Source organism: Pseudoalteromonas sp. ESRF-bin5, assembly GCF_002632075.1.
GTDB classification, from domain to species: domain Bacteria; phylum Pseudomonadota; class Gammaproteobacteria; order Enterobacterales; family Alteromonadaceae; genus Pseudoalteromonas; species Pseudoalteromonas marina.
This window is the reverse complement of record NZ_NTLW01000197.1, coordinates 1-16,689: the sequence shown is the minus strand read 5'-3', so window position 1 is coordinate 16,689 and position 16,689 is coordinate 1. Positions and strand designations below refer to the sequence as shown.

The 16,689-nt window shown below is 39.2% G+C and carries 12 protein-coding genes and 1 pseudogene; 9 read left to right on the top strand and 4 right to left on the bottom strand.

Features of this window, described 5'->3' with window-relative positions; all coding sequences use genetic code 11:
• The 4 genes and pseudogenes from BCG07_RS11970 to BCG07_RS11955 all read left to right on the top strand — a co-directional run.
• Nucleotides 1-132: pseudogene (locus BCG07_RS11970) on the top strand (LapA family protein); the annotation flags it as partial.
• Nucleotides 133-134: 2 nt separating this feature from the next.
• Nucleotides 135-1,271, top strand: a complete 1,137-nt coding sequence (gene lapB / locus BCG07_RS11965) for a lipopolysaccharide assembly protein LapB (RefSeq protein ID WP_006794167.1) — start codon at nt 135-137, stop codon at nt 1,269-1,271.
• A 163-nt stretch (nt 1,272-1,434) separates the two neighbouring features.
• On the top strand, nt 1,435-2,139 hold the full coding sequence (pyrF, locus tag BCG07_RS11960) for an orotidine-5'-phosphate decarboxylase (RefSeq protein WP_006794168.1): 705 nt from the start codon (nt 1,435-1,437) through the stop codon (nt 2,137-2,139).
• 92 nt (nt 2,140-2,231) lie between these two features.
• Entirely contained in the window at nt 2,232-2,606 is a 375-nt protein-coding gene (locus tag BCG07_RS11955; protein ID WP_010557408.1) for a hypothetical protein, read from the top strand.
• Nucleotides 2,607-2,643: 37 nt separating this feature from the next.
• Here the strand turns inward: BCG07_RS11955 and BCG07_RS11950 are convergent, their stop codons facing one another.
• Together BCG07_RS11950 and BCG07_RS11945 are read right to left on the bottom strand one after the other, a co-directional pair.
• Complete coding sequence (locus BCG07_RS11950; protein WP_058428938.1) at nt 2,644-3,480, bottom strand: CvfB family protein; 837 nt, start codon at nt 3,478-3,480, stop codon at nt 2,644-2,646.
• A 2-nt stretch (nt 3,481-3,482) separates the two neighbouring features.
• Nucleotides 3,483-4,805 carry a DEAD/DEAH box helicase gene (locus BCG07_RS11945; RefSeq protein WP_039036923.1) on the bottom strand — a complete coding sequence of 441 codons (1,323 nt, stop codon included), beginning with the start codon at nt 4,803-4,805 and terminating at the stop codon, nt 3,483-3,485.
• Nucleotides 4,806-5,003: 198 nt separating this feature from the next.
• Here BCG07_RS11945 and trhO point away from each other — a divergent pair, with 198 nt between their 5' ends.
• The 5 genes from trhO to BCG07_RS11920 all read left to right on the top strand — a co-directional run bounded on the left by trhO (nt 5,004) and on the right by BCG07_RS11920 (nt 12,971).
• Nucleotides 5,004-6,011: an oxygen-dependent tRNA uridine(34) hydroxylase TrhO gene (trhO, locus tag BCG07_RS11940; RefSeq protein ID WP_286890292.1), complete on the top strand. Its 1,008-nt coding sequence runs from the start codon at nt 5,004-5,006 to the stop codon at nt 6,009-6,011.
• A gap of 171 nt (nt 6,012-6,182) precedes the next feature.
• Nucleotides 6,183-7,196 carry an efflux RND transporter periplasmic adaptor subunit gene (locus tag BCG07_RS11935; RefSeq protein ID WP_286890291.1) on the top strand — a complete coding sequence of 338 codons (1,014 nt, stop codon included), beginning with the start codon at nt 6,183-6,185 and terminating at the stop codon, nt 7,194-7,196.
• 2 nt (nt 7,197-7,198) lie between these two features.
• On the top strand, nt 7,199-10,279 hold the full coding sequence (locus BCG07_RS11930) for an efflux RND transporter permease subunit (protein ID WP_286890290.1): 3,081 nt from the start codon (nt 7,199-7,201) through the stop codon (nt 10,277-10,279).
• An 88-nt stretch (nt 10,280-10,367) separates the two neighbouring features.
• Nucleotides 10,368-12,263 (top strand): DUF294 nucleotidyltransferase-like domain-containing protein, encoded by a 1,896-nt coding sequence (locus tag BCG07_RS11925; protein WP_286890289.1) that lies wholly within the window; start codon nt 10,368-10,370, stop codon nt 12,261-12,263.
• A gap of 3 nt (nt 12,264-12,266) precedes the next feature.
• Nucleotides 12,267-12,971: a 3'-5' exonuclease gene (locus BCG07_RS11920; protein ID WP_286890288.1), complete on the top strand. Its 705-nt coding sequence runs from the start codon at nt 12,267-12,269 to the stop codon at nt 12,969-12,971.
• A gap of 57 nt (nt 12,972-13,028) precedes the next feature.
• Here the strand turns inward: BCG07_RS11920 and BCG07_RS11915 are convergent, their stop codons facing one another.
• Entirely contained in the window at nt 13,029-14,609 is a 1,581-nt protein-coding gene (locus tag BCG07_RS11915; RefSeq protein WP_058428933.1) for a BCCT family transporter, read from the bottom strand.
• Between the two features lie 376 nt (nt 14,610-14,985).
• Nucleotides 14,986-16,659 carry an asparagine synthase B gene (gene asnB, locus BCG07_RS11910; RefSeq protein WP_286890287.1) on the bottom strand — a complete coding sequence of 558 codons (1,674 nt, stop codon included), beginning with the start codon at nt 16,657-16,659 and terminating at the stop codon, nt 14,986-14,988.
• Nucleotides 16,660-16,689 lie beyond the last annotated feature (30 nt).

Here is a 16,689-nt window from a genome sequence, read left to right as displayed (position 1 = left end):
TTAGGTGTTCTAATAGGTTGTTTTATAAGCTTTAAGCTATTCTCTCAATTAAAGTGGCAAAATTACCGTTTGAAAAAACAGTTAGCGCCTGAGAAAAATAAAAACAAGCTTGACGTTAATAAAGACACCTAATTATGATTGAGCTTTTGTTTTTACTACTACCTGTTGCAGCCGGTTATGGCTGGATTATGGGTAAAAACAGTGCTAAAAATCATGCTCATCAACTTAATCGTCAAATAACTTCTGAATACAGTAAAGGGCTTAAGTTTTTATTAGACCGCGAAGAAGATCAAGGTTTAGAACACTTAATAAATTTACTAGAAGTTGCAGCCGATTCAGTCGAACATTACTCTACGCTTGCCACTATGTTTCGTCGCCGAGGCGAATTAGACCGTGCAATCAAAATTCATGAACTTCTCCTAAAACACCCAAGTTTGAGTGAGCAGCAAGCCGCTACTAGTCGCTTAGAATTAGCCGAAGATTATATAATGGCTGGATTGCTAGATGGTGCAGAAGAGCATTTGGTTTGGTTGGTCAAGGCCGGCCATGTAGAAGCTCTCGATCCTATTATTACCTTATACTCGCAAACTCGTGAGTGGGATAAAGGCATTAATATGTTTGAATCTCACAGCGAATTATTCTCTAAAGAGCAACAATTTAAGGCTATCGCGAATTTTTATTGTGAGTCTGCCCTTAGTGACAATACTCCTCAAATTATGCGAAAAGCAATTAGTCTAAACTACAAAGCCGTTAGGCCTTTGTACGAGCTAGGTGTTATCGCTTTTTCTAAAGAAGATTATGTTAAAGCGATCTACTATTGGCGTGAACTTATTTGCCAGTTTACTTTGTTTGCCCCCTTATTCATTGATGATCTGGCGCATAGCTATAAGCAACTAAATTTAACGCATCAATTTCATGAGTTAGTAAACGATTTACTAGATAAGGGTGGTGTTCTTATAAAAATAAAACATTGCCAAGCTCTTTTAGAGCAAGGTCATACAAAACAAGCTTTCGATTTTTTAACTGACAGTTTAAAAAGACAACCAACGATCAGGGGGTTTAGTTTTTTACTGCAGCTAATGGGTGACCAAAATAAAAATACAAAAGAAGTACTTAATGAAATTGATAGCCTTGTAACGTCATATATTGCTACTAAGCCAGATTTTCAATGCCAGCATTGTGGCTTCACAAGTTATACAATTTATTGGAATTGCCCTTCTTGTAAACATTGGGAAACCATTGTCCCAAGTAGAGGTTTAGACGGATTTTAATAACCCCTAAATACTTAATTATTGTAATGCCCTTACAAATTCGACTAGAAGTTTAACTAGCATCTATATACTAATTAAACCTCCTTACTCACTTTGTGTAAGTTCGCCTTGATAACTAAGTTGAATATATAAAAACTCTTTACTGCTATAGATTAGGATAACTATGTCTTTCGAAAATTCAAAAAAAGTGCTTATCGCTTTAGACTACGACGATCAAGAAACAGCATTAGCATTTGTAAAACAGCTTTCGCCCGATACTTGTCGATTAAAAGTAGGCAAAGAAATGTTTACTTACTTTGGCCCTGAATTTGTAAAAGAGTTAATTGAACTTGGTTTTGATGTATTTTTAGATTTAAAGTTTCATGATATTCCTAATACAGTTGCAAAGGCAGTTACAGCTGCTGCAAAAATGGGCGTTTGGATGGTAAATGTTCATGCGTCAGGCGGTTATGAAATGATGCACAAAGCAAAACTTGCTTTAGAAGAATTTGGAGATAGAGCACCAATTCTTATTGCTGTAACTGTGTTAACAAGTATGGATGAACCAGAATTAAAACGCTTAGGTATAAACAAATCACCACAGGAGCAGGTAATATACCTTGCAAAACTAGCTAAGGAAGCAGGCCTTGATGGTGTTGTTTGTTCTGCTCAAGAAGCGAATGTTTTAAAGGCTGAACTTGGTGAGCATTTTAAATTAGTTACCCCAGGTATTCGCCCTGAAGGCAGTGAAGCAGGCGATCAAAAAAGAATAATGACTCCAAAACAAGCAATTGAAGCTGGCAGTGATTATCTAGTTGTAGGCAGACCGATTACTAAAGCAGCAAATCCAGTAAAAGTACTGCAAGATGTTAATGAATCTATAAAATAATTTACAAAAAACAGCAAATAAGTACTAAACCCCTTACGTTATGTGTAATTTGTGTTACATTTATAATATCAAAATGATGTAAGGGGTTTATTTTGAAGCTATTATTTGGTTCAGTGTTGATTATCATTGCAGGCTTTTCAGTTAACAAACATGTATTTTCTAGTAAGGCTTATGATGGCGTTACAACAGTAACAGACGTTATATCAGCTTATCCTGTAGACATGTTTGATTTTAAAAAAACAATGAAGGATTATGCTCACCACCTTTGCTACAGAAATTCTGACGCGTTAAATGCTCAAGATATCACTGTCAGTGATTGTTTATCTCATCATGATGAAAAGAAATTGGAGTGTGAAATAAAGGTTTTTAGATTAGCGCCGCAAAACTTAGAATCAGAAAGGGAAGTACTTAATTACTCAAGAGAGTATACACAGTGTACATTGCCTTATAAGTATATTTTAGGGTAAGCACTCACAATATAAAGATATCATGAGCGCTATAAAATTATTTAGATTTTAAGCGGATAGATTTCGCTTCAATCTCAATCAGCTCTTGCTTAAATAATCCACCAATTGCTTTTTTATAGTTAGCTTTACTTGTTGAAAATACTTTCTTAATAAGTTCAGGATCAGATTTATCGCCAATGGCGAGTATGCCGCCTTCGTTTTTAAGCTTTTCCATTATTTTATCGCCAAGCTCACTTACTTTACCCATGCCTGGTTTTTCGAGTACAACATCAATTTTTCCGTCTTCTCGTACTTTTTGAACAAAGCCCTTAAGCTTTTGCCCTACAAATAAGTTTTTGAATACCATATTGTAAAATACAACACCAAAGTGAGATTCTTCTATAAGCACCTTGTAGCCAATATCTGTTTTACCAGCAACAATCAAATCAACCTCTTGTAGGCGTGTGTATTCAGGCTCATCCTTTGATAAAAAGCGATTAAAGTTAGTTGAAGCACAAATGCGTTGACTCGCATTATCAAGATACAAACGAACAAGATAAGAATGCCCCTCTTGCATACGTGGCTTTTGTTCATTAAATGGGGCTAATACATCTTTTTCTAATCCCCAGTCTAAAAATGCACCAATACTATTTATTTCCTTAACACGTAAAAGGGCGTATTCACCTACTTGAGCATGTGGTTTTTTAACAGTCGCCGTTGGTAAATTAGCATTATCTAAATATATAAATACGCTAATGCTGTCACCAGCTTCAAGCTCATCTTTAATTTCGTTTTTTGGTAAAAAAACTTCACCTAAATCATGACCGTCCAAGTAAGCGCCTTCATTACTCACTTCTTTTACAAATAGGGTTTGTGTTGTTCCAAGGTAACTCATAATTATTCCTGCTCAGGCTTTTTTTTACGGCGCATTGGTGAATCGCCATCGATATTCATAGGGGCTTTAATGGGTGCCGCTGGTTTTTTAGGTTTTGCTTTACGTTTAATTTGTGGCTTTTTAACCTGCGTTACTTTTTTAGCTTTAACAGTTGCAGCAGGTTTTTTCTCTTTTATCCCTTTAAATTTAGCTTTAAGTCCGTCAATAGTTGCAAATTTAAGCTCATCATTTAAAAAAGATTTAATTGCTAAATAACTAGCCCAATCTTTAGGGCCTACTAACGAAATAGCGGTACCTTTAAAACCAGCACGTCCAGTTCTACCTATTCTGTGAACATATTCTTCAGCATGTTTTGGCAAATCAAAGTTAATTACATGCGTTACGCTTAACAAATCTAAACCACGGGATGCGACATCAGTGGTAATTAATATTTTAAAGTTTCCTCTGCTAAACGAGTCCATAATGTCTAAGCGTTTGCTTTGTGTTAAATCACCCGCTAGTGCGACTGATTTAAATCCTTTGTTGTTTAGCTCTTCGCTCAAACGACTTGTATCTGCGCGGGTGGCAGTAAATATTATGCATTGGCCAACTTCGTCTTGCTTTAAAAAGTGTGCTAATAACGCTTCTTTGTGATCTAGGTGGTCGGCTAAGTAGAGTGTTTGCGTTATATCGCTGTGTTGTTCGTTTGCAGCACTAAGCGTGATCTGTTTTGGTTTTTTTAATAAATTACGCGAAAGAGCATCTACTTGAGCGTGGTCTAGGGTTGCTGAAAACAATAATGTTTGTCGAAGGCGGTGATTGGCTTCGTCGTTAATTAACTTTAGTTGTTCAGTAAAGCCCAGATCTAAAATACGGTCTGCTTCATCAAAAATTAGCAGCTCTAAACCACTTAATTGTAACGAGCGTTTGGTAACATGATCGGCCAAACGACCGGGTGTTGCCACTACAAACTGTGGGTCGTTCCTTAATGCTTTAATTTGGTCATTAAAGTTTTCACCACCTAATACTTTTACAGCTTTAATCGCTGTGCCCGCTATTAACAAACGCAACTGTGTAAATACTTGCGTAGCTAATTCGCGTGTAGGGGCAACAATAAGTACACGTGGATCGCGTTTACTGAGTGCTTTTTGTTTCATAACCCGTTGTACTGCGGGTAATAAAAACGCCAAGGTTTTGCCCGACCCAGTCTTTGACTGAGCAAAAATGTCATGCCCTGCAAGTGCGGTAGGCACTGCATGTGCTTGAATGTCTGTGGGCTGGGTGATCCCTTGATGTGCTAATTGTGTTTCAAGGCGAGTATCAATCCCAAGATCAGTAAAGTGCAATGTAATGTTCTCCAATGTGCAACTTAAATTAATTGCTGCATTATAGCGTACACATGGCTTATCCCGACAGCAAAAAGCAAAGTATGGTGCTATTTTTTGCAATTAATCTAAAAAAGCGTAAAATACGCGCCCCATATGCGCCGGATTTACGATTCGGTAAACGCCAATATTGGCTAATAAGGCAAAATAGGAAATAAAATGACAGCTGTTCATAAAGATGATCTTACCAGCGAACACTTTGTAGTGTGCGCTTTATACAAATTTGTAGGCCTACCTGAATTTGAAGCATTACGTAAACCTCTACTGGAGGTTATGGAAAAGAATGAAGTGCGAGGCACATTACTTTTAGCTGCTGAAGGAATTAATGGCACTGTTTCTGCAAAACGAGCGGGCATTGATAACCTCCTTGCATGGTTAGATGAACAGCCAAATTTAAAAAACATTGTTACTAAAGAATCCTACGATGACGAATGTCCGTTTTATCGCACAAAAGTAAAACTAAAAAAAGAAATCGTAACAATGGGCGTAGAGGGAATTGATCCTCTTAAAGTAGTGGGAAGCTATGTTAAACCTCAAGACTGGAATGCATTAATTTCTGACCCCGAGGTTGTACTTATTGATACGCGTAACGATTACGAAATTGAAATTGGCACATTTCAAAATGCCGTTGATCCAAATACAACAACGTTTCGTGAGTTCCCTCAATGGGCAAAAGAAAATCTTGATCCTGAAAAACATAAAAAAGTTGCTATGTTTTGTACAGGTGGTATTAGATGTGAAAAATCAACAGCTTACATGAAAGAGCAGGGCTTTGATGAAGTTTATCACTTAGAAGGTGGTATTCTTAAATACTTAGAAGAAGTGCCAAAAGAAGAAACCATGTGGGAAGGCGAGTGTTTTGTATTTGATAATCGCGTTGCTGTTGATCATGACCTACAGAAAGGTTCTTACGATCAATGTCATGCGTGTCGTATGCCTATAACTGAACAAGAAAAACAAAAGCCTGAATATTTAGAGGGTGTTTCATGTCATCATTGTATTGATAAGGTAACTGATGAGCAGCGAGCCCGTTTTGCAGAGCGCCAAAAACAAATTGAGCTCGCACAGGCTCGTGGAGAAGGGCATATAGGTAACGAAGCACAGACCGTTCTTCAACAACGCAAAGAGGCTAAAAAAGCACAAAAAGATGCTCAACGTGGTAAGTAAGTCATCTTGAAAATGTACTTAATAAAAAAGAGCTTTACGGCTCTTTTTTTTGGCTAAAATTTGTTATTCATCTTGCATAGTTGAGTGTTCAGCGTTAACACAGGCTAATTTTGATCACACTTTTGTTACACTGCGTATAGTGGTCAACAAAATGGTTTATAAGGTGGTTCTTTGAAATTGCGCATACTTCTATTAAATATCTACTTGTTATTATTCATTTTTAGCACAGCAGCATTTAGTGCAAATGTAATGGTACAAAAAGTTACAACGGAACGAACAAAAGAAGAGGTTAAAGCTGTAGGTAATGCAGAAGCAATTCACTCCGTTATATTATTTCCTGCAGTGGGTGATAGAGTAACAGCCGTTCACTTTAAACCGGGTAACTTCGTAAAGGAGGGAGATGTTTTAGTCGAGCTTGACTCTCGCAGACAAAAAGCAGCTCTTAAACAAGCAGAAATAACCTTAGCAGATACCCAACGAACACTTAACAGACTCAGCGAAAGTCACAAAAAGGGAGCAATTCCTAAAAGTGACTTAGATGATGCTAAAACTTTGCATGCACTCGCCGAGGTTGCTCTTATTAATGCTAAAACAGATCTGGAAGACAGAACTGTGCTTGCGCCATTTGATGGTGTGATGGGACTTACTGATGTAGAAAAAGGGGATCGCATTACAGAGCAAACTGCCATTGCAACAATTGATGATACTCGCAGTTTGTACATTAATTTTAACGCCCCCGAGTCAGCTGTCTCAATATTAAAAAATAAAGGTATTGTGGAAGTAACACCATGGCAAAGCGCAAAAGCTATTAATGCTCAAGTTTCATATCTTGATTCTCGAATAAATCCACAAACCCGTACCTTACGTGTCAAAGCCAAACTGGAAAATGAAAATGATCAGTTTATGCCTGGTATGAGTTTTCGAATTAATATTACCATGCAAGGGGAATCATATGCTGTTGTGCCTGAGGCTGCACTTATGTGGGGAGCAACAGGGCCTTATGTTTGGAAAAGTATAGATAAAAAAGCAAAGCGCATAGATGTAAAAATAGAGCAACGCTTAGCTGGGCGATTGTTAGTTTCAGGCAATTTAAATGAAAACGATATATTGGTTGTTGAAGGCGTCCAACGCTTGCGCGAAAACCAAACATTAACGTTTGCTAATCCCAGTAATTTAGAGGAATAACAATGAAAAATTCCCCTATGATGCAAGACCTACCCTCAATGGCAATTCGCCGCCCAGTGCTCATTGTTGTTTTGAATCTACTAATAATAATTGCTGGTTTAGCTGCAATTGCAGGAATTGAAGTCAGAGAATTACCAGATGTTGATAGGCCACGTATAACTGTTTCGGCTTCATTTCCTGGTGGGTCTCCAGAAACGGTCGACACAGAAGTAACCAGTAAACTAGAAGGGGCAATAGCCCGTGTAAGTGGTGTTAAATCAATTCGCGCACAAAGTGAAGAAGGCAATGCGCGTATTGTTGTTGAGTTTCGCCCTGGCGTAGATTTAGACAATGCAGCTAACGAAACCAGAGAGTCTGTTGCGCGTGTACAACGAGAATTACCAGAGGAAGTTGAACGTGTTGCAATTATCAAGGCCGATAACGATGCAGAAGCTGTTGTTTCGCTCACTGTATCAAGTAATAGTCTAGCACTTGAAGCCCTTACTGAACGCGTTGAAACCGATTTAGCTCCCCAGTTTTTAACCATACCGGGTGTTGCCGATGTCAGGTTAAACGGGGACCGAAAACGTGTTTTGCGAGTTCGCTTAGATCCATTAAAGTTAAGTAGTTTTAACCTTACCATTCCTGATGTGGCAGATGTTTTACGACAAGCGCCATTTGATGTACCAGCAGGAAGCCTTAAATCAAGTGACCAGCAAGTCATAGTCAGAGCCGATGCGACTTCTATTACCCCCAATGAGGTAGCTGATATTATTGTTAGCGGTGATACGCGAGTAGGTGATATTGCATCAGTCTATTTTGGCCCAGCAGATCCACGCTCTATGGTTCGTTTAGATGGCAAACCAGTAATCGGTATGGAGGTTATTCGTCAAGCGCAATCAAATACAATTGAAATATCGGATGAAGTTTTACAGTTACTTGAAAACATGCGCGAACGATTCCCTGAACTCGAATTTACCCTCACCTCAGACGATGCACAATTTATAAGAAGCTCTGTTGACGAAGTAATAAACTCCTTAGTGCTTACAGTTTTGTTAGTGGTAATAACGTTATGGGTGTTTATAGGTTCGTGGCGGGCAACACTTGTGCCTGCATTTGCCATACCTGTTGCGCTTATAGGGTCTCTTGCACTTATTTGGGCCCTTGGTTTTTCTATTAATATACTCACTTTATTAGCACTCGTGTTAGCCACAGGTTTAATAGTTGATGATGCAATTGTTGTAAGTGAAAACATACAACGTCAAAGAGGGCTAGGGCTTGGTCGGCGAGCATCAGCAGTAATAGGAACTCGAGAAGTATTTTTTGCGGTAGTTGCAACGACTGCTGTATTGGCTGCGGTTTTTATCCCTATTGCATTTTTACCTTCTACGGCAGGACGATTATTTAGAGAGTTTGGCGGGGTACTTGCAGGTGCAGTCATCATTTCAAGTTTTGTTGCGTTATCACTTGTTCCTGCATTGACATCAAAATTAAAACTTAAAAAACAAAGCAACCACCCATTTGCCAAAGTAGGTAATAAGTTAGTAAGCCTTTATAGCATAACTATTAAAAGCGTTCTGAACCGCGCTTGGCTCGTGCTCATAGCTTGTATATTAATAGCCTTAGGTTCTGGCGCATTGTATTTAAACCTCGATAACGAACTATTACCTACAGAGGACAGGGGTAAAATTCGTATATTTGCCAGAGGCCCAGACGGTGTTGGGTTGAACTTTATGGACAGGCAAGCAATGCAAATGGAGGATATTTTGTTACCTTTTGTAGAAAGTGGTGAAATAGAATCTATTTACACAGTTGTTGGGCAATGGGATCCAAATATTGTTTTTATTACAGTACCACTAAAGCATTGGGACGACCGTCAATTTAGCCAGCAAGAAATCATTAATAAAATTCGCGGACCATTAGGTGAAATCCCAGGCGCAGCTGGTCGTGCATCCGGTTCTAATAGTTTAAATCTTAGAGGTCAAGGTGGCGGTATAGAAATCGCTTTATTAGGCCAAGACTACCAACAAATTTTTGTCGCTGCACAAAATTTTGCAAAGCAAATTGAAAACGCAATCCCGGGTACTGCCCCTGTAAGAGTCTCTTATCAGCCGTCACAACCACAATTACGTGTAAATATTGATAGGCGAAGAGCCGAAGAGTTGGGTGTATCGCTCAGTGATATCTCAATTACACTTCGCGCTGCCATCAATGGGGATGATGTTGCTGATCTCAACATTGGCGACCAATCAATACCCATCATGCTGCAAGTGCAAAACCAGGTTATTCAAGATCCAAGTGATTTAGCAAACCTCTATGTGGCAAGTTCGCAAGGGAGGTTAGTGCCGATTAGTAGCTTAGCTAATATTAGTGAAGAAGGAGTAGCCGCTGAGCTTGAGCGTCATGCACAGCGTCGTGCTATTGAATTAGATATGGAACTACCGGATGGTATGACGATTGCCGATATAGTCGATCAAATTCGCAATTTGTCTCAGCAATCGTTGCCTCAAGGTATTACCCTTGCGTTTAAAGGTGAAGCGCTGACCTTTGAAGAAACAGCAAACGAAGTACTTTTAACTTACGTGTTGGCTTTTCTAATTGTATTACTGGTATTAGCAGCTCAATTTGAAAGTGTAAACAGTGCGATAGTGGTAATGCTAACAGTTCCATTTGGTATTACCTCTGCTATTTTAGCGCTTTATTTAACAAATACGTCTCTTAATATTTATTCGCAAATTGGTCTAGTGATGCTCATTGGTCTAATTGCGAAAAATGCCATTTTATTAGTCGAATTTGCAGATCAACTTCGAGACCAAGGCTTATCAGTTCGTGAGGCGGTTGAAGAGGCTGCGCTGGTAAGATTACGTCCAATCACCATGACACTCGTTTCTACGTTACTTGGTGCACTGCCATTAATTTTATCAAGCGGGGCGGGTGCTGAAGCACGTAATGCAATAGGTTGGGTTGTATTTGGTGGTCTTTCACTTGCTGTTTTATTTACTTTATACTTAACACCAGTCATCTATTTAGGACTTGCACGTTTCACTAAGCCAAGAGGGGATGAAACTAAACAGCTGGCCCAAGAGCTTGAACAAACAGAATAAACCTTTAGTGGCCGAATTAATCTTTTTTCTTTAAAAAACGGTTAATTAGGCCCACAATTGCATTATTGGAAATCAGTAGGGATCTATAATGCAAAGCGAACAAATTGAAATAGCGCAATTTTTATCACAACACCCTCCTTTTGATGATCTTCCTCAAAAAGCATTAGATGAACTTGCTAAACAAGTCGAAGTCAGTTACTTCAGGGCTAATACCGATATTTTACAATACGGCCAAGACATAGCCGATTTGTACATCATAAGAAGTGGCGCTGTTGAAATGTATCGCCGTGATGGCGAGCTCTATAACCGTTTGGCCACTGCAGGAATATTTGGGCAAATGGGCTTGTTGATGAATCGCAAAGTACGTTTTCCGGCTACAGCGCTTGAAGACACGCTAGTGTATTGTATAAACGTTGACATATTTTTGCAGTATTGTGATGAATTTGAAGTCTTTGCAGATTATTTTGAAACCGATGGTAATGTGCGTTTGCATCAAGCAATTGTTGAGCAAGCCGATGGCAAAGATTTAACCACTGCCAAGGTGAAATCATTACTTCACCGAGACGTTGTTACAGTCGATGCAACTGAAACAGTAAAAAATATTGCACAGCTCATGACCGATGAGTCGGTTTCGTCAGTGCTAGTGACAGACGTTAATAAGCCTATTAATAACGACCCTCAAGAAGATGACGGGCAAGTCGTTGGTATAATAACAGATAAAGATTTACGTACTAAAGTTGTTGCGCAGGGGCTTGAGTACAACACGCCCGCACACGTTATTATGTCAACTAACCTAGTGCTACTTGATCTAAATGACTATATTTTTGAAGCCGTGTTAGCCATGCTCAGAGATAATTTACATCATCTTCCTGTGGTACAAAAAAAACGGCCAATTGGTGTTATATCACTGTCAGATATTCTACGTTATGAATCGCAAAGTAGCTTATTGTTGGTGCGTGGTATATTGGCTCAGCAGTCTGTTGAAGACTTAGCACACTACGCAAATCAGCTTCCCCGTGTATTTGTGCGCATGGTAAATGAAGATGCAAACTCTCATATGGTTGGTACTGCAATGGCTGTCATTGGTCGTACATTTAAACAACGGTTGCTAATACTCGCAGAAGAAAAATTCGGCCCACCGCCAATACCCTACTGCTTTATTGCATTAGGCTCAATGGCTAGAGATGAGCAGCTTATTGTTACCGATCAAGACAATGCACTTATATTAGATAATAGCTATGACGACGAAAAACATAATGCTTATTTTCAAAATTTGAGTGACTTTGTTTGTGATGGATTAGCTCAATGTGGCTATAGCTATTGCGACGGTGAAATTATGGCGTCATTCAAGAAGTGGCGAAAAACACAGGACCAATGGTTTGAGCAATTTGCCCAATGGATTGCTGAACCCAAACCACAGGCTTTACTTAACAGTTCTATATTTTTTGATTTAGACGGTGTGTGGGGTAAAACAAAATGGGCTAATGAGTTAAAAACATATATTGCTAAACACAGTGCAAATAACAGACTGTTTCTAGCAAATATGGCAGCAAATGCTCGTAATAGAACACCTCCACTTGGCTTTTTTAAAGGGTTTGTTCTTGAACACAATGGGCAGCATCAAAAATCTATGAATTTAAAACGACGTGGCACAGCGCCATTAAGTGATGTTGTTCGCGTCCATGCACTTGCCATTGGATCTCGTAAGCAAAATTCATTTGATCGCCTAGAAGATATTATAGAAGCCAATGTTTTGCCTGCAGGCAAAGCGCAAGACTTACGTGATGCGTTAGAGTACATTTCGATGACCCGTATACGTCATCAGGCATGGCAAATTGAGCAGGGTAAAGAACCCGACAATAACCTTGATCCGCATCTACTTTCTCCATTTGAACAGCGTCATTTAAAAGATGCTTTTGCTATTCTAGATAAGGCGCAAAATTACCTTAAATTTTGTTATACCGCACACTCGGGTATGAAATAACCTATGTTTTTTAAAGAAGTTAAAAACTGGAATACACGTTATGCTCAGCTTGCCGATGATGCGCAAAACAACTTACTAAAAGAGTTTTATTTATCTACATTTAGTGATGCTAGTGCTTCTGTTAAAGACATTCCTTTTGTTGCATTAGATTTTGAAACAACAGGACTTAATAGTAAAACAGATGATATTGTGAGTGTGGGGTTAGTGCCATTCACATTAGCGCGAATATACTGTAAACAGAGTAAACATTGGGTGGTTCAGCCAAGACGAAACCTAAGTGAATCATCTATTGTGATCCACGGTATTACTCATAACGATGTTGATAACGCGCCTGACTTTGACAACATTATAGCGCCTTTACTTGATGCTTTGCGTTCTAAGGTAATAGTTGTTCACTATGCGGCAATCGAACGTGGCTTTTTTAATAGTGCGTTATTATTGAGATTAAAAGAGCATATTGAGTTTATGGTTGTAGATACCATGGAACTTGAGCGAAGAGCGCTCAAAGCAAAACAAGGCTTAATAGGGCAGCTATTTAACACTAAACTGGGATCGCTCAGGCTAAATGACTGTCGTAAACGTTATTCTCTACCTTCTTATGAAGGGCATCATGCGTTAACCGATGCGCTTGCAACCGCTGAGCTTTTACAAGCTCAATTGCGTCATCATTACACAGAAGAAACACCGTTGTGCACTATATGGAGCTGAACATATATAAATAAAAACGCCGCAAAAATGCGGCGTTTTTTTATTGTTGTTAATTTATTACTTAACTGGGCGAGGCTCAGTTCTTAAACCTAATAATAAGCTCACACACATAAGTAAAAGCACAAACGTAAATGGTAAACCTGTTGACACAGCACCCGCTTGTAAAGCTTCAATGGCTTGTGTTCCGCCAATCCAAAGTAGCGCAGCAGCAATAGCGCCCTCAACTGTGGCCCAAAATATACGCTGGGGAACGGGAGCGTCAATCTTACCACCGGCTGTAATAGAATCGATTACTAACGACCCAGAGTCTGACGAGGTAATAAAAAACACAAGTACAAGAACAATCGCAATAAACGATAATATATTTGAAAGCGGCAGTTCATCCAGCATATGAAACATTGCTAAAGGGACTTCAGTTAAGCCATTAAGCCCTAGCGCGCCAACACCATTGATAATTTGATCAATTGCAATACCACCGTAGATAGACATCCACAATACCGTTACTAAAGTTGGAATAAGTAATACAGCGATTAAGAATTCACGAATAGTGCGTCCGCGTGAAACACGAGCTATAAACATACCAACAAACGGTGACCACGAAATCCACCATGCCCAGTAAAATACAGTCCAACCGTGCATCCATGTTTCGTCTTCACGGCCGTGTGGGTTACTCAAAGGGATAATGTTTTCTACATACCCCATTACTGTATTTGGAACATTCCCCATAGCTACAGCAAAACCAACTAGGCAAACAAACAACAGTAATACAAACGCTATCAGCATGTTTATATTACTTAATAGCTTTACACCGCCATCAATGCCGCGAACAACGGATATAACGGCTAATAAAGTAACCCCTACAATAACTAAAATTTGCGAGCCAATACCGCCTTCTAAACCAAATACATGGTTAATCCCCGCTGAGGCTTGCTGCGCACCTAAACCTAATGAAGTTGCTAACCCAAATAAAGTAGCCAAAACAGCCAAAATATCAATAATATGTCCCGGCCATCCCCACGCTTTATCACCTAAAATCGGATAAAAAATCGAACGGATTGAAAGCGGGAGCCCTTTATTGTAAGCAAAAAAAGCCAGAGATAAACTAACCACTGCATAAATTGCCCACGGATGAAGACCCCAATGGAACATGGTTGCGCCCATGGCTAATTTTGCAGCTTCTGGTGTGTTTGCTGCAACGTTTAGTGGTGTTTCGTACCAGCCAGTATAATAAGCAACGGGTTCTGCTACACCCCAAAACATAAGGCCAATACCCATACCAGCGGCAAATAACATTGCAAGCCATGAAAGGCGAGTATGAGAGGGTTTAGCTTCACTTCCTCCCAAGCGTATATTTCCGTATGGAGATACAATAAGCGCTAAACAGAAAACGACGAAAAAGTTAGCAGCCCACATAAATAGCGCATCAAAGTTATTAATAATATCGAATTTAATAGTATCGAGCGCAGTTTTAGCTGTTTGTGGCTCGGTGACAAGCAAGGCAACTAAAAATAAAATAATAAGACCCGCACTAATCCCAAAAACAGGGTTATGAATATCAAATCCCCACTTTTGGACGTTATCCTGTCCTACGGTGTAATCTGTATTATCAATACTATATTTGTCATGATTTTCCTTCATGCAATACCTCTTTTGTAATTATAAATAACTGGTTATCCAGCCGCCCATTAAATACATTAGTCTATATACTGAGAATAAAAAATAATTTGAAGACTAACTATTTATTTTTCTATCTTACAGATGATACGCAGCTACATAAACGATAAAAGTAACAAATAGTTAAAATAGCGTGTTTTAAGGGTAATGTTAGCCATAAAAATAGCTATTTAAAAAAATAATAGTAGGTAGATGAAAACTATAAGCTTAGAACTTAAACTATAATTAAAGTAATTATTTATAGACCAAGCAGTCTAGTAAGTTAAAGAAGAAAATGAAGTTAAAGGGGTGGTGGAAGTTTATACACTGCATAAAACTTATGCAGTGTATACGTTAGTGCTTATTTTTTACCTGTGTAAGCGTCGTTGTGTACGCCCGCTGCACGACCAGAAGGGTCCGCATTATTTTGGAACGATTCATCCCAAGCAAGTGCTTCTGGTGTTGAGCAAGCGACTGACTTACCGTGTGGTACACACTTAGCCGAGGCGTCACCTGGGAAGTGCGACTCAAAAATAGCACGGTAGTAATAAGCTTCTTTTGAATCAGGGGTATTAATAGGGTATTTAAACTTAGCGTTAGCGAGGTCTTGATCGCTTACTTGCTCTTCAACATACTCTTTTAATGTATCTATCCAGCTGTAGCCAACACCATCAGAAAACTGTTCTTTTTGGCGCCATAAAACTTCATCAGGAAGGTAGCCACCAAAGCCTTCACGTAAAATATGCTTTTCAATTTTGCCTTCTTTACACATTTTAGCTTCAGGATTGATGCGCATAGCAACATCAACAAATTCTTTGTCTAAGAATGGTACGCGGGCTTCAACACCCCATGCGGCCATCGACTTATTAGCACGCAGACAGTCAAACATGTGAAGTTTAGATACTTTGCGATTTAGTTCTTCATGAAACTCTTGTGCATTTGGCGCTTTATGGAAGTATAAGTAACCACCAAATAATTCATCTGCACCCTCACCAGAAAGAACCATTTTAATACCCATGGCTTTAATTTGACGAGCCATTAAATACATAGGGGTTGATGCACGAATAGTGGTTACATCATAAGTTTCTATGTGGTAAATGACTTCACGAAGCGCATCAATACCTTCTTGAATAGTAAAAATGATAGGGTGGTGCACTGTCCCAATCATGTCGGCTACCTTTTGTGCTGCCGCTAAATCGGGTGAACCCTCAAGACCCACTGAAAACGAGTGAAGCTTAGGCCACCAAGCATCACTTTCGTCGTTATCTTCAATACGTTTAGCTGCAAAACGCTGTGTGATAGCAGAAATTACCGATGAGTCTAATCCACCAGATAGTAATACACCGTAAGGTACATCACACATAAGTTGGCGTTTAACGGCTGCCTCTAGTGCGTCTTTCACATCTGATGATTCTGCACTGTTATCTTTCACTGCGTCGAACGTTTGCCAATCGCGTTTATAATACGGCTTTAATTCACCATCTTTACTGTAAAAGTAATGACCAGGAGGAAATTCTTCAATATGTTTACAAATTGGAGAAAGTGCTTTTAGCTCAGATGCAACATAAAAGTTACCGTGCTCATCGTGGCCAGTGTATAGCGGTATAATACCAATGTGATCGCGACCAATTAAGTAGGCGTCATTTTCTTCATCGTATAAGCAAAATGCAAAAATACCGTTCAAGTCATCTAAAAACTCAGGACCTTTTTGTTTATAAAGCGCTAATATTACTTCACAGTCAGACTGTGTCTGAAAGGTAAAATCAGTGTCTAAGTTTGCAGCTAGCTCTTTGTGATTATATATTTCCCCATTTACCGCTAAAATATGCGTTTTTTCAGGGTTGTATAAAGGTTGCGCACCACTAGATACGCCAACAATTGCAAGACGTTCGTGAACTAAAATTGCTTTTTCAGACGCGTAAACACCAGACCAATCTGGGCCTCGGTGTCGTAGTAATTTTGACATTTCAATTGCTTGAGTTCGCAATTGAGCGGGATCAGATTTAATATCTAATACCCCAAAGATTGAACACATAGTAACTCCTCATTCCTATTATGTGTGCAG